Here is a 21,364-nt window from a genome sequence, read left to right as displayed (position 1 = left end):
GACAAAGCCCCTGTTCGCATCGCGAACAGGGGCTTTGGGTTTGAATCTTGACGATGACCTACTCTCACATGGGGAAGCCCCACACTACCATCGGCGATGCGTCGTTTCACTTCTGAGTTCGGGATGGGATCAGGTGGTTCCAACGCTCTATGGTCGTCAAGAAATTCTGTGTGCTGGCCCGTCCCTCGGACGTGCCTGCGAATTTCTGGTCTCTCTACTTAAAGACAAAACCCCTACCTGCTCACGCAGATAGGGGTTTTGCGAAATGAATCTTGACGATGACCTACTCTCACATGGGGAAGCCCCACACTACCATCGGCGATGCATCGTTTCACTACTGAGTTCGGGATGGGATCAGGTGGTTCCAATGCTCTATGGTCGTCAAGAAATTCTGTTGCCAGACTGTCTTATGACACTCCAGCCAATTCGGATATGTGATCGTTGTGGTTGCGAACTTTCGGTTCTTTCGTCTTCACCACCGCAATCTGCAGAAGCAAATTGCTTGGGTGTTATATGGTCAAGCCTCACGGGCAATTAGTATCGGTTAGCTCAACGCCTCACAGCGCTTACACACCCGACCTATCAACGTCGTAGTCTTCGACGGCCCTTTAGGGGATTCAAGATCCCAGTGAGATCTCATCTTGAGGCAAGTTTCCCGCTTAGATGCTTTCAGCGGTTATCTCTTCCGAACATAGCTACCCGGCAATGCCACTGGCGTGACAACCGGAACACCAGAGGTTCGTCCACTCCGGTCCTCTCGTACTAGGAGCAGCCCCTCTCAAATCTCAAACGTCCACGGCAGATAGGGACCGAACTGTCTCACGACGTTCTAAACCCAGCTCGCGTACCACTTTAAATGGCGAACAGCCATACCCTTGGGACCGGCTTCAGCCCCAGGATGTGATGAGCCGACATCGAGGTGCCAAACACCGCCGTCGATATGAACTCTTGGGCGGTATCAGCCTGTTATCCCCGGAGTACCTTTTATCCGTTGAGCGATGGCCCTTCCATACAGAACCACCGGATCACTAAGACCTACTTTCGTACCTGCTCGACGTGTGGGTCTCGCAGTCAAGCGCGCTTTTGCCTTTATACTCTGCGACCGATTTCCGACCGGTCTGAGCGCACCTTCGTACTCCTCCGTTACTCTTTGGGAGGAGACCGCCCCAGTCAAACTACCCACCATACACTGTCCTCGATCCGGATCACGGACCTGAGTTAGAACCTCAAGGTTGCCAGGGTGGTATTTCAAGGATGGCTCCATGAGAACTGGCGTCCCCACTTCAAAGCCTCCCACCTATCCTACACAAGCAAGCTCAAAGTCCAGTGCAAAGCTATAGTAAAGGTTCACGGGGTCTTTCCGTCTAGCCGCGGATACACTGCATCTTCACAGCGATTTCAATTTCACTGAGTCTCGGGTGGAGACAGCGCCGCCATCGTTACGCCATTCGTGCAGGTCGGAACTTACCCGACAAGGAATTTCGCTACCTTAGGACCGTTATAGTTACGGCCGCCGTTTACCGGGGCTTCGATCAAGAGCTTCGCTTGCGCTAACCCCATCAATTAACCTTCCGGCACCGGGCAGGCGTCACACCCTATACGTCCACTTTCGTGTTTGCAGAGTGCTGTGTTTTTAATAAACAGTCGCAGCGGCCTGGTATCTTCGACCGGCATGGGCTTACGGAGCAAGTCCTTCACCCTCGCCGGCGCACCTTCTCCCGAAGTTACGGTGCCATTTTGCCTAGTTCCTTCACCCGAGTTCTCTCAAGCGCCTTGGTATTCTCTACCCGACCACCTGTGTCGGTTTGGGGTACGGTTCCCAGTTATCTGAAGCTTAGGAGCTTTTCTTGGAAGCATGGCATCAACCACTTCGTCGCCTAAAGGCAACTCGTCATCAGCTCTCGGCCTTGAAATCCCGGATTTGCCTAAGATTTCAGCCTACCACCTTAAACTTGGACAACCAACGCCAAGCTGGCCTAGCCTTCTCCGTCCCTCCATCGCAATAACTGGAAGTACAGGAATATTAACCTGTTTTCCATCGACTACGCTTTTCAGCCTCGCCTTAGGGACCGACTAACCCTGCGTCGATTAACGTTGCGCAGGAAACCTTGGTCTTTCGGCGTGCGAGTTTTTCACTCGCATTGTCGTTACTCATGTCAGCATTCGCACTTCTGATACCTCCAGCAAGCTTCTCAACTCACCTTCACAGGCTTACAGAACGCTCCTCTACCGCATCACCTAAGTGATACCCGTAGCTTCGGTGCATGGTTTGAGCCCCGTTACATCTTCCGCGCAGGCCGACTCGACTAGTGAGCTATTACGCTTTCTTTAAAGGATGGCTGCTTCTAAGCCAACCTCCTAGCTGTCTAAGCCTTCCCACATCGTTTCCCACTTAACCATGACTTTGGGACCTTAGCTGACGGTCTGGGTTGTTTCCCTTTTCACGACGGACGTTAGCACCCGCCGTGTGTCTCCCATGCTCGGCACTTCCAGGTATTCGGAGTTTGCATCGGTTTGGTAAGTCGGGATGACCCCCTAGCCGAAACAGTGCTCTACCCCCTGGAGTGATACATGAGGCGCTACCTAAATAGCTTTCGAGGAGAACCAGCTATCTCCGAGCTTGATTAGCCTTTCACTCCGATCCACAGGTCATCCGCTAACTTTTCAACGGTAGTCGGTTCGGTCCTCCAGTCAGTGTTACCTAACCTTCAACCTGCCCATGGATAGATCGCCCGGTTTCGGGTCTATACCCAGCGACTAAACGCCCTATTAAGACTCGCTTTCGCTACGCCTCCCCTATTCGGTTAAGCTCGCCACTGAATATAAGTCGCTGACCCATTATACAAAAGGTACGCAGTCACCTAACAAAGTAGGCTCCCACTGCTTGTACGCATACGGTTTCAGGTTCTATTTCACTCCCCTCTCCGGGGTTCTTTTCGCCTTTCCCTCACGGTACTGGTTCACTATCGGTCAGTCAGTAGTATTTAGCCTTGGAGGATGGTCCCCCCATGTTCAGACAAAGTTTCTCGTGCTCCGTCCTACTCGATTTCATTGATAAGAGACTTTCGTGTACGGGGCTATCACCCACTATGGCCGCACTTTCCAGAGCGTTCCACTAATCTCAAATCAACTTAAGGGCTGGTCCCCGTTCGCTCGCCACTACTAAGGGAATCTCGGTTGATTTCTTTTCCTCAGGGTACTTAGATGTTTCAGTTCCCCTGGTTCGCCTCTTGCACCTATGGATTCAGTACAAGATACCTAGGTTATCCTAGGTGGGTTCCCCCATTCAGAGATCTCTGGATCACAGTCTGTTTGCCGACTCCCCAAAGCTTATCGCAGGCTACCACGTCTTTCATCGCCTCTGACTGCCAAGGCATCCACCGTATGCGCTTCTTCACTTGACCATATAACCCCAAGCAATCTGGTTATACTGTGAAGACGACATTCGCCGAAAATTCGCATGTTGCTCAATAAAGAGCAGAACTCACAAATTTTACCTTAGCCTGATGGCCCACCAGTGAAAGTGGTCATCAGTCTATCTATCACATATCCGAATTTTTAAAGAACGATCTGACAAAAGTCAGAAATCAACATTCACGTTGGAATGCTCATTTCTAAGTTCTGCAGGTAACGGCAAGTGGTGGAGCCAAGCGGGATCGAACCGCTGACCTCCTGCGTGCAAGGCAGGCGCTCTCCCAGCTGAGCTATGGCCCCGTAGTCATCTGCACCAAGCTAATGGTAGGTCTGGGCAGATTTGAACTGCCGACCTCACCCTTATCAGGGGTGCGCTCTAACCAACTGAGCTACAGACCTATAACAGGGTCGCGTTACAGCATCGTCTTCTTCAAAGAATCAAGCAATTCGTGTGGGAGCTCATCAGCAGGCTGATGTCTTCGATTAAGGAGGTGATCCAGCCGCAGGTTCCCCTACGGCTACCTTGTTACGACTTCACCCCAGTCATGAATCACACCGTGGTAACCGTCCCCCCGAAGGTTAGACTAGCTACTTCTGGTGCAACCCACTCCCATGGTGTGACGGGCGGTGTGTACAAGGCCCGGGAACGTATTCACCGCGACATTCTGATTCGCGATTACTAGCGATTCCGACTTCACGCAGTCGAGTTGCAGACTGCGATCCGGACTACGATCGGTTTTGTGAGATTAGCTCCACCTCGCGGCTTGGCAACCCTCTGTACCGACCATTGTAGCACGTGTGTAGCCCAGGCCGTAAGGGCCATGATGACTTGACGTCATCCCCACCTTCCTCCGGTTTGTCACCGGCAGTCTCCTTAGAGTGCCCACCATAACGTGCTGGTAACTAAGGACAAGGGTTGCGCTCGTTACGGGACTTAACCCAACATCTCACGACACGAGCTGACGACAGCCATGCAGCACCTGTGTCAGAGTTCCCGAAGGCACCAATCCATCTCTGGAAAGTTCTCTGCATGTCAAGGCCTGGTAAGGTTCTTCGCGTTGCTTCGAATTAAACCACATGCTCCACCGCTTGTGCGGGCCCCCGTCAATTCATTTGAGTTTTAACCTTGCGGCCGTACTCCCCAGGCGGTCAACTTAATGCGTTAGCTGCGCCACTAAAATCTCAAGGATTCCAACGGCTAGTTGACATCGTTTACGGCGTGGACTACCAGGGTATCTAATCCTGTTTGCTCCCCACGCTTTCGCACCTCAGTGTCAGTATCAGTCCAGGTGGTCGCCTTCGCCACTGGTGTTCCTTCCTATATCTACGCATTTCACCGCTACACAGGAAATTCCACCACCCTCTACCATACTCTAGCTCGCCAGTTTTGGATGCAGTTCCCAGGTTGAGCCCGGGGCTTTCACATCCAACTTAACGAACCACCTACGCGCGCTTTACGCCCAGTAATTCCGATTAACGCTTGCACCCTCTGTATTACCGCGGCTGCTGGCACAGAGTTAGCCGGTGCTTATTCTGTCGGTAACGTCAAAACAGCAAGGTATTAACTTACTGCCCTTCCTCCCAACTTAAAGTGCTTTACAATCCGAAGACCTTCTTCACACACGCGGCATGGCTGGATCAGGCTTTCGCCCATTGTCCAATATTCCCCACTGCTGCCTCCCGTAGGAGTCTGGACCGTGTCTCAGTTCCAGTGTGACTGATCATCCTCTCAGACCAGTTACGGATCGTCGCCTTGGTGAGCCTTTACCTCACCAACTAGCTAATCCGACCTAGGCTCATCTGATAGCGTGAGGTCCGAAGATCCCCCACTTTCTCCCGTAGGACGTATGCGGTATTAGCGCTCCTTTCGGAACGTTGTCCCCCACTACCAGGCAGATTCCTAGGCATTACTCACCCGTCCGCCGCTGAATCAAGGAGCAAGCTCCCGTCATCCGCTCGACTTGCATGTGTTAGGCCTGCCGCCAGCGTTCAATCTGAGCCATGATCAAACTCTTCAGTTCAATACTGCTTGGGTTTTTAAGAAACCCTAAACTTGGCTCAGCAATCTCAAATGACTATGTGATTTCTCGCATGGCCACTTGTGATGCTGATAATCTTGGCGACGATCAGTCCGTACTCACAAGCACCCACACGAATTGCTTGATTCGATTGTTAAAGAGCGATTTGGTTAAGCGCTTTGCTCAACCGAGGCCGCGCATTCTACGCCTTCCTCTAAGTCTGTCAAGCGTTTATTTTGAAGTTTTTTCCGAGAAACCCGTTCAACTTCAACCGCTTAACTCGCTGCGATCTCTCGTAGCGGGAGGCGAATCATACAGCGTTAAAACCTGCTGTCAACTGCCTTTTTCACCGCTGCCGATCAGAAGACCGAAGCCCTTCCGATACTACCTGAAGCGTTCAACTCGTTGATTATCAAGGAGTTTTGCGTTTCGACTGCGTCGGAAGTGGGGCGCATTATAAGGGGATTCGAAACCCCGTCAACACTTATTTTCAAAAAACCTTAATCCGGCTGAAAAGCAAAGCGGGGAGGCCTGACGGCCTCCCCGCTTCTCTATATATAGAGAGGGTAGGGAGAACTTCATATCACTCCGGCGCTTCTCAAACGCAGCACCGCTTCGATATCCATACCCAACACCTCCTCCAACACAGCGTTAGTATGCTCACCGAGCAATGGCGGCGCCTGACGATACTCGACCGGCGTCTCGGACAACCGAATGGGACTGGCCACCTGCGGTACGCTACCCGCTAGCGGGTGAGCAATATCGAGCGCCAAACCACGCGCCAGCACCTGGGGATCCTGGAACATCTGCGCCAGGTCGTTGATCGGTCCGCAAGGCACGCCTGCCTTTTCCAACTCACTGACCCATTCAGCCGTGGTCTTGAACACCGTGGCCTGGCGAATCAACGGAATCAGCTCGGCACGATGGGCCACACGCTGTTTGTTGGTGGCAAACCTCGGGTCGTCTGCCCACTGTGGCTGGCCAGCCACTTCGGCAAACTTACGGAACTGCCCATCGTTGCCCACGGTGAGAATGAAGTTGCCATCCGCCGTCGGGAAATCCTGGTAAGGCACGATATTAGGGTGTGCATTGCCCAACCGCCGTGGCGGGGTGCCCGTAGTCAGGTAGTTCATCGCCTGGTTGGCCAGGCAGGCCACTTGAACATCCAGCAACGCCATGTCCACGTGCTGACCGACGCCGGTCTGATCGCGATAGGCGAGGGCAGCCAGGATCGCCACTGTCGAATACAACCCCGTCAGGATGTCGGTCAAGGCGACCCCCACCTTGATCGGTCCCGCGCCTTCTTCACCTTCCGGGCGGCCGGTCAGGCTCATCAGCCCGCCCAACCCTTGGATCATGAAGTCATATCCGGCGCGCTTGGCATAAGGACCAGTCTGACCGAAACCGGTGATCGAGCAATAGATGAGCTTGGGATTGACCGCCTTCAGGCTCGCATAGTCCAGCCCATAGGCCGCCAAGCCGCCCACCTTGAAGTTCTCGATGACGATGTCGGACTTCGCCGCCAGCTCACGCACCAGGCGTTGGCCTTCAGGCTGGGTGAAGTCAATGGTAACCGACCGCTTGTTTCGGTTGGCCGACAGGTAATAGGCCGCTTCGCTGGTGTTCTCACCCTGGGCGTCCTTTAGGAAGGGCGGCCCCCAGGAACGGGTATCGTCCCCTGTGCCTGGGCGCTCGACCTTGATCACATCAGCCCCAAGGTCGGCAAGGATCTGACCGGACCAAGGGCCCGCCAGCACGCGCGAAAGATCCAGCACCCGCAGATGTGATAGCGCACCCATGGCCAGCTCCTTTATCAATAGAACGCCTGGATTCCAGTCTGGGCACGACCCAGGATCAGCGCGTGCACATCGTGGGTACCTTCATAGGTGTTGACCACCTCGAGGTTGACCAGATGGCGGGCCACACCGAACTCGTCGGAAATACCGTTGCCACCGAGCATGTCACGCGCCATACGGGCGATGTCCAAGGCCTTGCCGCACGAGTTGCGCTTCATGATGGAGGTGATCTCCACCGCTGCGGTACCCTCGTCCTTCATCCGCCCCAAGCGCAGGCAGCCCTGCAGCGCCAGAGTGATCTCGGTCTGCATGTCGGCCAGCTTCTTCTGGATCAGCTGGTTGGCAGCCAACGGACGGCCAAACTGCTTGCGGTCCAGCGTGTATTGGCGAGCGGTGTGCCAGCAGGCCTCGGCTGCCCCCAGGGCGCCCCAGGAGATGCCATAGCGGGCGGAATTCAGACAGGTGAACGGGCCTTTCAGACCGCGCACTTCAGGGAACATGTTCTCTTCCGGCACGAACACGTTGTCCATGACGATCTCGCCGGTGATCGAGGCCCGCAGGCCGACTTTGCCGTGAATTGCCGGCGCGCTCAGGCCTTCCCAGCCCTTTTCAAGAATGAAGCCGCGGATGTCGCCGGCATCGTCCTTGGCCCATACCACGAAGACATCGGCGATCGGGCTGTTGGTGATCCACATCTTGCTGCCGGTGAGACGGTAGCCGCCATCGACCTTGCGCGCGCGGGTGATCATCGAGCCCGGATCGGAGCCGTGGTTCGGCTCGGTCAGGCCGAAGCAGCCGATCCACTCACCGGCGGCGAGCTTGGGCAGGTACTTTTGTTTCTGTGCCTCACTGCCGAACTCGTTGATCGGCACCATCACCAGCGACGACTGAACACTCATCATCGAGCGATAGCCAGAGTCGATGCGCTCCACCTCACGGGCAATCAGGCCATAGCACACGTAGTTCAAGCCGCTGCCGCCGTATTCGACCGGGATAGTGGCGCCGAGCAGGCCGACTTCGCCCATCTCGCGGAAGATCGCAGGATCGGTCTGCTCGTGGCGGAAGGCCTCCAGCACACGGGGCGCCAGCTTGTCCTGGGCGAACTGATACGCGCTGTCACGGACCATGCGCTCTTCTTCAGTGAGCTGCTGGTCCAGCAGCAGCGGGTCGATCCAGTTGAAGCTTGCTTTACCGGCCATGAGCGAATACCTCGAAATTGGAAGCTGAGTTTCTTGTGCCTTGATCCTAGGCCCGATCAGCCGTCTGGACAAACGAGGATTGCGCACCGTTTAGTGATATTTTCTCACTTCGAAGAACTGAAAAATCCTAGATTCAACGGCTGACAAGTGAGGTTGACGTACATGCGCCGCAAGATTCCCAGCACCACGGCATTGGTCTGCTTCGAGGCGGCGGCACGCCACGAGAGCTTCACCAAGGCCGCCCAGGAATTGGCCCTCACCCAGGGTGCCGTTTGTCGGCAAATCGGTGGCTTGGAGGCTTTCCTGAATGTGGAACTGTTCCGCCGCTCTCGCCGCGGGGTGAAGTTGACCGAGGCAGGCTTGTCTTACAGTCGCCAGGTCGCAGCGCAGCTCGATGCGGTCGAGCGCGATACCTTGTCGGTAATGCGTCAGCAGGGTGCGAACGTGATCGAGCTGGCCGTGGTGCCGACTTTCGGCACGCAATGGCTGCTGCCGCGCCTGAAGGACTTTCAGGAGCGTCACCCGGACGTCACGGTGAACCTCACCAATCGCACGCGACCGTTCCTGTTCGCCGATACCGCCTTCGATGCGGCCATTTATTTCGGAGACGGGGACTGGTCCGGCACCCAATCCCATCGACTGATGGGCGAAAACCCCGTGCCGGTGTGCAGCCCGGCGCTACTGGAGGGGCAGGGCAGCCTGGAGCCGCGACGCATCGCCGAGTTACCACTGCTGCAACAGACCACCCGACCCTACGCCTGGCGGCAATGGTTTGGGCATCTGGACATGAATGTTGAGCGCGACATGACAGGCCCGCGCTATGAGCTATTCTCAATGCTCGCCCAAGCCGCCATGCACGAGATGGGCATCGCCCTGATTCCGCCGTTCCTGATCCAGCGTGAGCTGGAGGAGGGCAGGCTGGTCATCGCGAACCGCCACGCTCTGGCCAGTGCCAAGGCCTATTACCTGATGATTCCAGACCGCAAGGTGGAATCGGCATCGCTGCGCGCTTTCCGCGATTGGCTGGTGCAACAGGCCGACCACTACACCGCGACCCATCGTGACGCCACGAAAACCTGACCCTGTAGTTAATTATTTTAAACACCTACAGATATAAGGATTTGTCGCCAATTAGAAAACTGTTCAGGTTGCATTAAAAATGCCTTCAAACCGTGCAACCACGCGGCTTTCAGAGCTTATTTGCGACATCCACGAACGCATCCGCGAAACGCCTACAAAAAATTGCAGTTTTTACCTTAATCTCCGAATACCCTGTGTTTGACGGGCCGCTTTCGGCTTGTTGCGACATACGGTCACAGGGTGACTTGTAGTTTTGGCTTCGTATCGCTTCAGAACCGGTTGAAGCCCCTTCGGTTCGTCTGCAAAATGCTCGACCCGCCCCGGAACCGGCGGGTTCATGCTGAACGGCCGCACCAGACGCACCACCCGAAGTGCGCTGGCTTCAACAAAGACAAAAGGTCACCGCAGGAGAATAAGTCGTGCACATTGGTGTTCCTCTCGAGACGCAGACGGGCGAAACGCGGGTCGCCGCCACCCCGGAAACCATCAAGAAGCTGGTTGGCCAGGGTCATCAGGTCACCGTCCAACGGGGGGCAGGGCTCAATGCCAGCATTCCGGACAGTGCCTATGAGGCCGCAGGCGCTTCCCTGGGCAATGCCGCCGATGCCTTCGGCGCGCAATTGGTGCTCAAGGTCGTCGCACCCAGTGATCAGGAGCTTGCGCAGATCAACAGCGGCACGCTGCTGGTGGGCATGCTCAACCCGTTCAACAACGACATGATCGCCAAGATGGCCGAACGCGGTATCACCGCCTTCGCCCTCGAGGCTGCGCCACGCACTTCCCGTGCCCAGAGCCTCGACGTGTTGTCATCCCAGGCCAACATTGCCGGGTACAAAGCCGTGTTGCTGGCGGCCCATTACTATCCGCGCTTCATGCCGATGCTGATGACTGCTGCCGGTACGGTAAAGGCGGCTCGAGTGCTGATTCTTGGCGCCGGCGTCGCGGGCCTTCAGGCCATTGCCACAGCCAAGCGTCTCGGTGCGGTGATCGAAGCGTCGGACGTACGCCCGGCCGTGAAGGAGCAGATTGAGTCCTTGGGCGCCAAGTTCATCGATGTGCCCTACGAGACCGATGAGGAGCGCGAATGCGCCGAAGGTGTCGGTGGCTACGCCCGTCCCATGCCAGCCAGCTGGATGCAACGCCAGGCCCAGGCCGTGCACGAACGCGCCAAGCAGGCCGATATCGTCATCACCACCGCGCTGATTCCCGGGCGCAAGGCACCGACACTGCTCAGCGCCGAAACCGTCGCGCAGATGAAGCCCGGTGCCGTGGTCATCGACCTGGCCGCCGCCCAAGGCGGTAACTGCCCGCTGACCGTAGCGGATCAGGTGGTAATGGCAGAAGGCGTTACCATCGTCGGCCCGACCAACCTGCCAGCCCAGGTCGCTGCCGATGCCTCGGCGCTGTACGCACGCAATCTGCTGGACTTCATGAAGCTGCTGTTCGACAAGGACGGCGCGCTGGTGATCAACCTCGAAGACGACATCGTCGCCGCGTGCCTTATGTGCCGCGACGGCCAGGTCGTGCGCAAGAACGGTTAAGGAGCACGACAATGGAAGACATGCTGATTTCCCATGGCATCTACAACCTGATCATCTTCGTGCTGGCCATCTATGTGGGATACCACGTGGTCTGGAACGTCACCCCGGCGCTGCACACCCCGCTGATGGCCGTCACCAACGCCATCTCCGCGATCGTCATCGTGGGCGCCATGCTGGCCGCCGCGCTGACCGTGACCCCGGCAGGCAAGGTCATGGGTACCCTGGCCGTGGCCCTGGCGGCGGTCAATGTGTTCGGTGGCTTCCTGGTCACCCGTCGCATGCTGGAGATGTTCAAGAAGAAAACCAAGAACGAGGGGCAGAAGTAAGCATGAGCATGAATCTGGTAACGCTTCTCTACCTGGTCGCCTCCGTCTGCTTCATCCAGGCGCTCAAGGGCCTGTCGCACCCGACCACTTCGCGCCGGGGTAACCTGTTCGGCATGATCGGCATGGGGATCGCGATCCTCACCACGGTCGGACTCATCTACAAGCTGGGGGCAGAGCTGGCGACTGCCGGCATCGGCTACGTGATCGTCGGCCTGTTGATCGGCGGCAGCGCCGGTTCGATCATGGCCAAGCGCGTCGAGATGACCAAGATGCCGGAGCTGGTGGCCTTCATGCACAGCATGATCGGTCTGGCAGCGGTGTTCATCGCCATAGCCGCGGTGCTCGAGCCGCAGTCGCTGGGCATCGTCGCCAGCATCAGCGACCCGATCCCCACCGGTAACCGCCTGGAGCTGTTCCTCGGTGCGGCCATCGGTGCGATCACCTTCTCCGGCTCAGTCATCGCCTTCGGCAAGCTGTCAGGCAAGTACAAATTCCGCCTGTTCCAAGGCGCACCGGTACAGTTCACCGGGCAGCACAAGCTGAACTTGATCCTGGGCCTGGCCACCATTGCCTTGGGCCTGCTGTTCACCTTCACTGGCCATTACAGTGCCTTCACCCTGATGCTCGCCTTGGCGTTCATCATGGGCGTGCTGATCATTATTCCGATCGGTGGTGCTGACATGCCGGTGGTGGTGTCCATGCTCAACAGCTATTCGGGCTGGGCAGCGGCCGGTATCGGCTTCTCGCTGAACAACTCGATGCTGATCATCGCCGGCTCCCTGGTCGGCTCCAGCGGTGCGATCCTCTCGTACATCATGTGCAAGGCGATGAACCGTTCGTTCTTCAACGTCATCCTCGGCGGCTTCGGCGCCGATGCCGATGCCGGCGCCAGCGCAGGCTCCCAGGAGCAGCGTCCGGTGAAGTCCGGATCGGCCGACGACGCGACCTTCCTGCTGAGCAACGCCGACAGCGTGATCATCGTGCCTGGCTACGGCCTGGCAGTGGCCCGCGCCCAGCACGCGCTCAAGGAACTGACCGAGAAGCTGACCCATAACGGCGTGACCGTTAAGTACGCGATCCACCCAGTGGCGGGGCGCATGCCTGGGCACATGAACGTGCTGCTGGCCGAAGCCGAGGTGCCGTACGACCAGGTCTTCGAGATGGAAGACATCAACGCCGAGTTCGGCCAGGCCGATGTGGTGCTGGTGCTGGGCGCCAACGACGTGGTCAACCCGGCAGCGAAGAACGACCCCAAGTCGCCGATCGCCGGCATGCCGATCCTCGAGGCGTTCAAGGCCAAGACCATCATCGTCAACAAGCGCTCCATGGCCAGCGGCTACGCAGGCCTGGACAACGAGCTGTTCTACCTGGACAAGACCATGATGGTGTTCGGGGATGCCAAGAAGGTGATCGAGGACATGGTCAAGGCCGTGGAATGATCGCCAGACTCACCTGCACTTATATATAGAAGCGCAGGCAATCCCCTAAAACCCCTGGGTGTCATGCCCGGGGGTTTTTCGTTTGCATGATCCAGATCAACGGCTCTAAATCCAGCCTTCGCCTACGACCATGGTCGCGGGACGGCAACGGGCGAAATCTCTAGACTGCGCTCCAGTAGCTTCAGTAGCCCGAGATAACAATCCATGTACCGTGATCGTATCCGCTTGTCCTCCCTGCACAGCAAGGTAATGAGTGCGGCTGATGCCGCTGGCCTGATCCAGGACGGCATGACCGTCGGCATGAGCGGCTTCACCCGCGCCGGCGAAGCCAAGGCCGTGCCGCATGCCCTGGCCGAACGTGCCAAGCAGTCGCCCCTGAAGATCAGCCTGATGACTGGCGCCAGCCTGGGCAACGACCTGGACAAGCAGCTGACCGAGGCCGGCGTGCTCGCCCGCCGCATGCCGTTCCAAGTGGACAGCACCCTGCGCAAGGCCATCAACGACGGCCAGGTGATGTTCATCGACCAGCACTTGTCGGAAACCGTTGAGCAGCTGCGCAACCAGCAGCTCAAGCTGCCGGACATCGCGGTCATCGAGGCCGTGGCGATCACCGAGCAAGGCCACATCGTTCCAACCACGTCCGTAGGTAATTCGGCCAGCTTCGCGATCTTCGCCAAGCAGGTGATCGTCGAGATCAACCTGTCGCACAACGCCAACCTCGAAGGCTTGCACGACATCTATATCCCGACCTACCGCCCGACTCGCACCCCTATTCCGCTGGTTAAAGTCGATGACCGCATCGGCAGCACCGCAATCCCGATCGACCCGGCCAAAATCGTTGGCATCGTGATCAGCGACCAACCCGACTCGCCGTCCACCGTGCTGCCGCCGGACGACGAAACCCAGGCCATCGCCGACCACCTGATCGACTTCTTCAAGCGTGAAGTGGATGCCGGCCGCATGACCAACAAGCTCGGCCCACTGCAGGCCGGCATCGGCAGCATCGCCAACGCGGTCATGTGCGGTCTGATCGAGTCGCCGTTCGAAGACCTGACCATGTACTCCGAAGTGCTGCAGGACTCGACCTTCGATCTGATCGACGCCGGCAAGCTGCGCTTTGCCTCGGGCAGCTCGATCACCCTGTCGACCCGCCGCAACGCCGATGTGTTCGGCAACCTGGAGCGCTACAAGGACAAGCTCGTCCTGCGTCCACAGGAAATTTCCAACCACCCCGAAGTGGTGCGTCGCCTGGGCATCATCGGTATCAACACCGCGTTGGAATTCGACATCTATGGCAACGTAAACTCCACCCACGTCTGCGGCACCAAGATGATGAATGGCATTGGCGGCTCCGGCGATTTCGCCCGCAACGCCCATCTGGCCGTATTCGTCACCAAGTCGATCGCCAAAGGCGGCGCGATCTCCAGCGTAGTGCCGATGGTCAGCCATGTGGACCACACCGAGCATGACGTGGACATTCTCGTCACCGAGCAAGGCCTGGCTGACCTGCGCGGCCTGGCCCCGCGCGAGCGCGCACGGGCGATCATCGATAACTGCGTGCACCCGGACTACCGCGCCGCGCTGAACGACTACTTCGACCGCGCCTGCCAGCGTGGCGGCCACACCCCGCACATTCTGCGCGAGGCGTTGAGCTGGCACGAAAACCTAGAAGAAAGCGGTCGCATGCTCGCCAGCTGATCCAGCACAGCCTGCCTGGACCTGTCGCGGGAGCAGCCCCATCCTCACCTCTGTGGGGGGGTGGGCTGCTCCCGCGATTGCATTCGGACCTACACAGTCTGTTGGCTTGCCCGCCTTTAACTCACAAAAACTGTACTACTGTACTGGTAAAAACGTCGATTTTGTGTCGACACGAAATCGGAGCGCGCTGTTTTTGCACCAAACAAGTGCGCACCGGTACAGTTTCGCCAATTTCAGGTGCAACAGTCGGCTTAGACAGTTAACTGAGTGATCGCAATACTGGTGAACTGTATCTACTGTTCTGGACGACGGAGGAGGATCATTGGCATCAGTTAAATCACTACCTAATGCCGCCATAAGCGGAAGGATGACACATCATGGAACGTACCCTCAGTTCCGATCTGGTTTTCGAAAACAACGCTCAAGCCTCCAACGCTTCGCTGCCTCTGCGCGCCCTGTCGACCTTGCTGCTGTGGCAGCGTCGTATCAGCAGCCGTCGTCAGCTGGCTCGCCTGGACGGTCGTCTGCTGGCTGACGCCGGTATCACCGAGTCCCAGCGTTACGAAGAGCTGAGCAAGCCGTTCTGGCGCTAAGCCCGGGCTCGCTGGCCTCGGCCGGCGCCCTAGAATTTCAAAAGCCCGTCGTGGGAAACCGCGACGGGCTTTTTGTTTGCAGGGCTCTAGTGCGCGTACCACAGCGCAAACCAGCACAGTTTTGATTAGCAGAGAATTGACCAGTACAGTTACGCACAAAGCCCGTCCAGTTAACCTCTGCACCGCCGCCGCGTGATACGCTTCGTTCAGCCGCTTGGTTGAAAGCATCGCGAGCGATCAAACGTGCGGCAGATAACCAGAATCACCCAGACCCTTACGCAGGAGTCCACGACCATGTCCCGTAAACACCTCATCGGCGCCGCCCTGTTGCTGGCCCTGGCCGGCACCGCCAACGCCACCAGCTTCGTCGTCACCACCGACACGGTCGTGCGCGGCGTAGCCGCCTCCACCGACGCTACCTCCGATCTCTCTTCGTCGTTCCGTGACAGCAAGATCGTCCAGGCTGCCCGCGACGATGCCGCGACCTTCGTCGGCAGCGAAGGCGCAATCCGCGGCGCCAAGCTTGAAAGCGCGTTCATCCATATCCGCCAGCAGCTGCCAAGCCTGCAGGCAAGCGACGCGCAACTGGCCCAGGCCATCCTCGCGCTCTGACACTGCTTACCGAGCGCGGGTAAGCCCCAAGAAGCTGCCAAGTGCCAGTGTAAGGGGCTTTACCCGCGAGAGGGCTGCACATCGGCCCCATTCAAACCGGACACACTGGCCTTGGCCGACGTATCCGGGGTAGCCTTCGCCGTTCACCTCCGTCGCCTTCAGAACTCCATGCGTTATTCGTTGCCGTTACTGTTCGCCCTTATCGGCGTGGGAAGCGCCCATGCCATGGATGTCACCACCCAGAGCCTGGTCGCCAGCAGTTACGTCACCAGCAAGGTGACCTCCGCGCCGTTCGACCGCAAGCTGGTCATCCAGGCCCGCGACGACGCCGCAGCCTTCGTGGCCACTGACGGCCAGATCCGCGGAGCACGCCTGCAGGCGGCACTCGATTCGCTGCGTCATGCCCATGCGTACCATTGTGTCGGTGACCGTGAACTGGCCGAGGCAATTCTCGTCCAATAAACATGTCTGACTCCTTGTATCTTCCGGAGATGCTCCATGCGTAAACCGCTGATCGCCGCTGCCCTCGGCATGCTGCTGCTGGCCGACCTGGCCCAGGCACAAACCCTGGTGGCCACCAGCAATATCATCGTCCGTGCCTTTGGCCGTTCGATCGATTTCACCTCTGACACCACGACGTCCATCCGCGACTCCAAAGTGGTGCAACAAGCCCACGATGACGCCGCCAGTTTCGTCGCCAGCAATGGCGAGATCCGCGGCGCTCAACTGGAGGCCGCCTTCGACACCCTTCGCCAGCGCGTCCCAGAAGCACGCGATGCCAGCGACCAGGTTCTGGCCGAAGCCATCCTCGCTCTGTGAACCACGTGCGTGCCTGGCTGCTGGGCTGCGTCCTGACGCTGCTCGGCACGCCCGCCCTGGCTGGCCTGCAGCTCGAGCTGCAGGTCAGTGGCCTCGACCCACAGCAGCAGCAGGCCTCCCAAGCCCTGCTCGACGAGGCCATGGGCAAGCTTCCCCCCCGCTTCAAGCAACAGCTGGATCGACGCATCCAGGTCAGCTGGAGCGAGCGTATGCCTACCGACGCCTATGGACAGGCCTCGCCGGTCGCGACGCTTGAGCTCAACCGTCGCCTGCTGCCCAGCCTCACCGATGGCAGCGCGGCCAAAAAGAAGACCGACCGTCCTCACGGCACGGTCCGGCAGGAGCTGCTGGCGACCGTGCTTCACGAGCTGACACACATTTACGACCGCGCCCGCCTGTGGCCTGAAGCCGAACGCCAGCTGATCACCCGCTGCAAGCGCCAGCAGGACACCTTGGGCAAGATCGGCCTGCCTGAGCAGTGCCGAGGCCAGGCTGAAAGGCGCTTTACCCTGAGCGACGACCCGCGCCTGCTCGATTTGGCCGGATGGCCGCAATATGTCGGCCGTCGCGGCGATCGCGAGCAACACAATGGCCAGCTGGCCCGCAGCCCTGACAGCTATGAATTGAGCAGCCCCAAGGAGTTCGTTGCGGTCAACATGGAGTACTTCCTCCTCGACCCGAGCTACGCCTGCCGCCGCCCCGCCCTGAATCAGTACCTGCGCGACCACTTCGGCTGGGCCCCACAGCAGAACACTTGCGTCAGCGGTCTGCCATTTCTCAATGCCGGGACCGATTTCGCCCGCCAGCCTCTGGGCGAAATCGACCCGCAGCGGGTCTATGAAGTCGATTACCTACTGGCCGAAGCCAACCAGAACTGGGTGAGCCGTTGGGGCCACAGCATGTTGCGCCTGGTAATCTGCGCCCCAGGCAGGCCTCGTGGCCCAGACTGCCGGCTGGATCTGGACCAACACTTGGTGCTGTCGTACCGGGCGTTCGTCAATGACGTGCAGTTGTCCAGCTGGGACGGCCTGACCGGTGCCTACCCTTCGCGATTGTTCGTGCTGCCGCTGAGCCAGGTGATCGACGAGTACACCAAGACCGAACTGCGCAGCCTGGCGTCGATCCCGCTCAAGCTCAGCCGTCAAGAGGTTGAAAGCCTGGTGCGCCAGGCTGCGGAGATTCACTGGAGCTATGACGGCAACTATTACTTCCTGTCCAACAATTGTGCGGTCGAGTCCCTGAAACTGCTGCGCAGTGGCACTGGCAATCCACGGCTGAACGATCTGGACAGCATCATGCCCAACGGCCTTCTGGAAGTACTCAAAGGGCGAGGGCTGGCCGATACCAGTGTCCTGGATGACCCACGTGAGGCCCTGCGCCTGGGCTATCGCTTCGATTCCTACCGCGAGCGCTACCAGGCCATGTTCGATGTGCTGAAGAAGCAGCTGCCGATCAAGCAGAACAAAGTCGAAGACTGGCTGGCCCTGGATGCCAAGGACCGCAGTACCTGGTTCCAGCAGGCAGACCTGCGCACCAGCGCCGCGTTGCTGCTGCTCGAACAGGCCAGCCTTCGCCGCCAGCTGCTGCTGGCCCAGGACGAGGTCAAACAGCGCTACCTGAACGCCACCGCCCTCAAGGACGGCAGTATCTCCAAGGCCAACGACACCTTGCAGAAAATGCTCGCCAACAGCGGCTTCCTCAGCCGCCCGGCGGAGTTGCTGGAAAACAAGGGCTACGGCTTGCCCCAGCCAGAAGAACGCAAGCAGCTCGAGAAGATCAGCAGCGAGCGCCAGGCCCAATTGCTGCGCCTGAGCACCGACCTGGACAAAGAAGTTAGGGCATTGCTCGAGCCTTCGCGGGCCCAGGAGATCGCGGCGGTAGAGGCCAATGTGAAGCAGATCGGCGTGCATCTGCGGGAATTGCACAAAGCCGCCGGCGGTTTGCAGCTTCCCTGATACCGCTCAGGTTGGTGGGGCTGTTTCCGGCCTTCAAAGGCTCTCCTGCGCCTCTCCAGGCAAATCCTCATCCAGATGCAACCAAGGCAACCGGCTGCTGGTCCAGATGTGCCGATTGGCACGTACGCGCTCCGGGTGGTCCAGGGTCGCCACCGTCACGTCGATGCTTGCGGGGCTGTGTAGCGTCAGCAACGCCACATGAGCCCCGCAGTTGGTGCAAAAGTAACGGCTGCAACTGGCCGGAGCGACATAACAGCCCGGCGTGCCCGTCAACCATCTGAAATCGTCACGAGGCAAGGTCAGCCAGGTCACCACCAGACCTCCGCTGACCCGCCGGCAGATTGAGCAGTGACAATGGGCGACATCTGTAAGATCGCCTTGCAACCGATAGCGCAGGGCGCCGCAATGGCAGCCACCTTCCATTACATCGGTCATCGGCACTACCTCCTGTCGCCTGGTTTCAGCCGAAAGCTGGCTGAAAGCTTCCGCCAATAGGATAGCCCCACCACCGGCAGCAGACCGGTCAGCCAGGGCACCCGGAAGTTTCCGCGCCCGGCCCAATCAACAACAACAATGGTGATACCCGATGTTTTCCTGTGCCCGCCTGTTCGCTATACCTCTCCGGCTACTCCCCGCGCAGCGCCTGACGCGCTGACCCGCCCGAATCGACTTTCCTTTCGCAGCGCACCGCCTGGAGTACCGCCATGCTGACCTTCCTCGGCTTCGCCATGGTCATTTCGTTCATGTACCTGATCATGACCAAGCGCCTGTCGGCCTTGATCGCCCTGATCCTGGTACCGATCCTGTTCGCCCTGTTCGGCGGCTTCTACAGCCACATCGGCCCCATGATGCTCGAAGGCATCAGCAAGCTCGCGCCCACCGGCGTCATGCTGATGTTCGCCATTCTCTACTTCGCCCTGATGATCGACTCCGGCCTGTTCGACCCGGCCGTGCGCAAGATCCTCAAACTGGTCAAAGGTGACCCGCTCAAAGTGTCGGTCGGCACCGCGGCGCTGGCTCTGGTGGTCTCGCTCGACGGCGACGGCGCCACCACCTACATGATCTGCTGCGCCGCCATGCTGCCGCTCTACAGCCGCCTGGGGATGAGCCCGCGGATCATGGCCGGCCTGATCATCCTCGCTGGCGGCGTGATGAACATGACCCCGTGGGGCGGCCCCACCGCGCGTGCCGCCAGCGCCCTGCATGTCGACCCGTCCGACATCTTCGTGCCGATGATCCCGGCCATGGCGTTCGGCGTGGTGGCGATCCTCGCCATCGCTTACCTCTACGGCAAGCGCGAACGGGCTCGCCTGGGCGAACTGCACCTGCCCACCGACGACATCGACCACAGCGAAATCACCGTTTCGCAGTTTCCGGAAGCCCGTCGACCGAAGCTGATCTGGTTCAACGGCGCCCTGACCGCTGCGCTGATGGTCGCCCTGATCGCCGGCGCCTTGCCGCTGCCGGTGCTGTTCATGATCGCCTTCAGCATCGCGATGATCGTCAACTACCCATGCCTGCAACAGCAAAAAGACCGCATCGCTGCCCACGCCGGCAGCGTGCTGGCCGTGACCGGGCTGATTTTCGCCGCCGGTATCTTCACCGGCATCCTCTCCGGCACCGGCATGGTCGAGGCCATGTCCAAGAGTCTGCTGGCGGTGATTCCCGATGCACTCGGGCCGTACCTGGCGGTGATCACGGCGATCGTCAGCATGCCGTTCACCTTCTTCATGTCCAACGACGCCTTCTATTACGGGGTTCTCCCGGTACTCTCCGAAGCGGCCAGCCACTATGGCATCACTCCGGTGGAAATGGCCCGCGCGTCGATCGTCGGACAGCCGGTACACCTGCTGAGCCCCTTGGTACCCTCTACCTACCTGCTGGTGGCCCTGGCGGGTATCGAATTCGGCGATCATCAGCGCTTCACGCTCAAGTGGGCAGTGCTCGTGTGCCTGTGCATAATGCTCGCCGCGCTGCTCATGGGGATTTTCCCGCTGTTCAGCAGTCTGTAAGAAACGCGCACTATTCAACCGCGACGCACCCGCTTGGGTGCGTCGCCCTTATCGTTCAAAGGAAAACACATGGAATGGCTGACCAGCCCGGAAATCTGGGTTGCCTTTTTTACTCTTACGGCGCTTGAGATCGTTCTCGGTATCGACAACATCATCATGATCTCGATCCTGGTCAGCCGCATGCCCAAGCACATGCAGCCGCGCACGCGGATCTTCGGCCTGGCCCTGGCCATGGTCACCCGCATCATGCTGCTGCTGTCGATCACCTGGGTGATGCGCCTGACCGACGACCTGTTCGTCATCTTCGAGCAGGGCATCTCGGGGCGTGACCTGATCCTGTTCTTCGGTGGCCTGTTCCTGCTCTGGAAGAGCTCCCAGGAGATCTACCACGGCCTCGAAGGCGAGGACGAAAACGCAGAAGAGCCCAAGGGCGCAGGCGGCAAGTTCTTCTACACCATTATCCAGATCGCCATCATCGATATCGTGTTCTCGCTGGACTCGGTGATCACTGCCGTGGGCATGGTCTCCCACGTACCGGTGATGATCGCCGCGATCATCGTTGCCGTGCTGGTGATGATGCTCTGTGCAGGCACCATCAGCGAGTTCATCGACAAACACCCGTCGCTGAAGATGCTGGCCCTGTCGTTCCTGATCGTGGTCGGTACCGTGCTGATTGCCGAATCCTTCGACGTGCATGTGCCAAAAGGCTACGTCTACTTCGCCATGGCGTTCTCCCTGGCGGTCGAGGCGATCAACATCCGCATGCGCACCGCCTTGGCACGAAAGCAGGGCAAGGAGCATGAGCCGGTGAAACTGCGCAAGGACATTCCGGGTCAATAAGATCAGGAAGCGCAAGAAAGAA

General features: G+C 58.8%; 15 protein-coding genes, 2 tRNA genes and 4 rRNA genes. 12 read left to right on the top strand and 9 right to left on the bottom strand.

The window, feature by feature from the left end:
• Positions 1-45: 45 nt before the first annotated feature.
• The 8 genes from rrf (J5X93_RS00935) to J5X93_RS00900 form a co-directional block, all read right to left on the bottom strand.
• Positions 46-161 (bottom strand): 5S ribosomal RNA (rrf, locus tag J5X93_RS00935).
• A gap of 109 nt (positions 162-270) precedes the next feature.
• Positions 271-386: ribosomal RNA gene (gene rrf, locus J5X93_RS00930) — 5S ribosomal RNA — on the bottom strand.
• A 127-nt stretch (positions 387-513) separates the two neighbouring features.
• A 23S ribosomal RNA gene (locus J5X93_RS00925) occupies positions 514-3,404 on the bottom strand.
• 234 nt (positions 3,405-3,638) lie between these two features.
• Positions 3,639-3,714: transfer RNA gene (locus tag J5X93_RS00920), tRNA-Ala, on the bottom strand.
• Between the two features lie 22 nt (positions 3,715-3,736).
• Positions 3,737-3,813 (bottom strand) — tRNA-Ile (locus J5X93_RS00915).
• A gap of 85 nt (positions 3,814-3,898) precedes the next feature.
• A 16S ribosomal RNA gene (locus J5X93_RS00910) occupies positions 3,899-5,435 on the bottom strand.
• The 16S, 23S and 5S rRNA genes sit together here with 2 tRNA genes alongside, the layout of an rRNA operon.
• A 575-nt stretch (positions 5,436-6,010) precedes the next feature.
• Complete coding sequence (locus J5X93_RS00905; protein ID WP_090344062.1) at positions 6,011-7,231, bottom strand: CaiB/BaiF CoA transferase family protein; 1,221 nt, start codon at positions 7,229-7,231, stop codon at positions 6,011-6,013.
• A 14-nt stretch (positions 7,232-7,245) separates the two neighbouring features.
• Positions 7,246-8,427 carry an acyl-CoA dehydrogenase gene (locus J5X93_RS00900; protein ID WP_043207786.1) on the bottom strand — a complete coding sequence of 394 codons (1,182 nt, stop codon included), beginning with the start codon at positions 8,425-8,427 and terminating at the stop codon, positions 7,246-7,248.
• 162 nt (positions 8,428-8,589) lie between these two features.
• On the opposite strand from J5X93_RS00900, the gene J5X93_RS00895 reads away from it, so the two are divergent.
• From J5X93_RS00895 to J5X93_RS00850, 10 genes are all read left to right on the top strand, one after another.
• Positions 8,590-9,507, top strand: a complete 918-nt coding sequence (locus tag J5X93_RS00895) for a LysR family transcriptional regulator (RefSeq protein ID WP_043207782.1) — start codon at positions 8,590-8,592, stop codon at positions 9,505-9,507.
• Positions 9,508-9,926: 419 nt separating this feature from the next.
• Positions 9,927-11,048, top strand: coding sequence for a Re/Si-specific NAD(P)(+) transhydrogenase subunit alpha (locus J5X93_RS00890; protein ID WP_043207780.1), 1,122 nt, complete (start codon positions 9,927-9,929; stop codon positions 11,046-11,048).
• Positions 11,049-11,059: 11 nt separating this feature from the next.
• Entirely contained in the window at positions 11,060-11,374 is a 315-nt protein-coding gene (locus J5X93_RS00885) for an NAD(P) transhydrogenase subunit alpha part 2 (RefSeq protein WP_023631272.1), read from the top strand.
• 2 nt (positions 11,375-11,376) lie between these two features.
• A complete protein-coding gene (locus J5X93_RS00880; protein ID WP_043207776.1) occupies positions 11,377-12,813 on the top strand; it encodes an NAD(P)(+) transhydrogenase (Re/Si-specific) subunit beta in 1,437 nt (478 codons plus the stop codon).
• Between the two features lie 204 nt (positions 12,814-13,017).
• Complete coding sequence (gene scpC, locus J5X93_RS00875; RefSeq protein WP_043207773.1) at positions 13,018-14,511, top strand: succinyl-CoA:acetate CoA-transferase ScpC; 1,494 nt, start codon at positions 13,018-13,020, stop codon at positions 14,509-14,511.
• 377 nt (positions 14,512-14,888) lie between these two features.
• Entirely contained in the window at positions 14,889-15,104 is a 216-nt protein-coding gene (locus J5X93_RS00870) for a DUF1127 domain-containing protein (RefSeq protein ID WP_043207772.1), read from the top strand.
• Between the two features lie 294 nt (positions 15,105-15,398).
• Complete coding sequence (locus J5X93_RS00865) at positions 15,399-15,716, top strand: DUF2388 domain-containing protein (protein WP_043207771.1); 318 nt, start codon at positions 15,399-15,401, stop codon at positions 15,714-15,716.
• Positions 15,717-15,884: 168 nt separating this feature from the next.
• Positions 15,885-16,178, top strand: a complete 294-nt coding sequence (locus J5X93_RS00860) for a DUF2388 domain-containing protein (protein WP_043207769.1) — start codon at positions 15,885-15,887, stop codon at positions 16,176-16,178.
• 36 nt (positions 16,179-16,214) lie between these two features.
• Positions 16,215-16,535, top strand: a complete 321-nt coding sequence (locus J5X93_RS00855) for a DUF2388 domain-containing protein (RefSeq protein ID WP_043207767.1) — start codon at positions 16,215-16,217, stop codon at positions 16,533-16,535.
• A complete protein-coding gene (locus J5X93_RS00850; protein ID WP_182816890.1) occupies positions 16,532-18,490 on the top strand; it encodes a DUF7844 domain-containing protein in 1,959 nt (652 codons plus the stop codon). The genes J5X93_RS00855 and J5X93_RS00850 overlap by 4 nt, the downstream gene beginning before the upstream one ends.
• Positions 18,491-18,523: 33 nt before the next feature.
• On the opposite strand, the gene J5X93_RS00845 is transcribed toward J5X93_RS00850, so the two are convergent.
• On the bottom strand, positions 18,524-18,925 hold the full coding sequence (locus J5X93_RS00845) for a GFA family protein (RefSeq protein WP_043207766.1): 402 nt from the start codon (positions 18,923-18,925) through the stop codon (positions 18,524-18,526).
• Between the two features lie 269 nt (positions 18,926-19,194).
• Between J5X93_RS00845 and J5X93_RS00840 the strand changes: the two genes are divergently transcribed.
• Both J5X93_RS00840 and J5X93_RS00835 read left to right on the top strand, forming a co-directional pair.
• Positions 19,195-20,502 (top strand): CitMHS family transporter, encoded by a 1,308-nt coding sequence (locus J5X93_RS00840; protein WP_043207764.1) that lies wholly within the window; start codon positions 19,195-19,197, stop codon positions 20,500-20,502.
• A 69-nt stretch (positions 20,503-20,571) separates the two neighbouring features.
• The gene (locus J5X93_RS00835) at positions 20,572-21,342 is read left to right on the top strand and encodes a TerC family protein (RefSeq protein ID WP_043207762.1); all 771 of its coding nucleotides are present in this window, start codon (positions 20,572-20,574) and stop codon (positions 21,340-21,342) included.
• Positions 21,343-21,364 lie beyond the last annotated feature (22 nt).

This window comes from Pseudomonas sp. BYT-1 (assembly GCF_023611805.1).
In the GTDB taxonomy this organism is placed as follows: domain Bacteria; phylum Pseudomonadota; class Gammaproteobacteria; order Pseudomonadales; family Pseudomonadaceae; genus Aquipseudomonas; species Aquipseudomonas guariconensis.
This window is presented reverse-complemented; position numbering and strand designations above follow the sequence as displayed.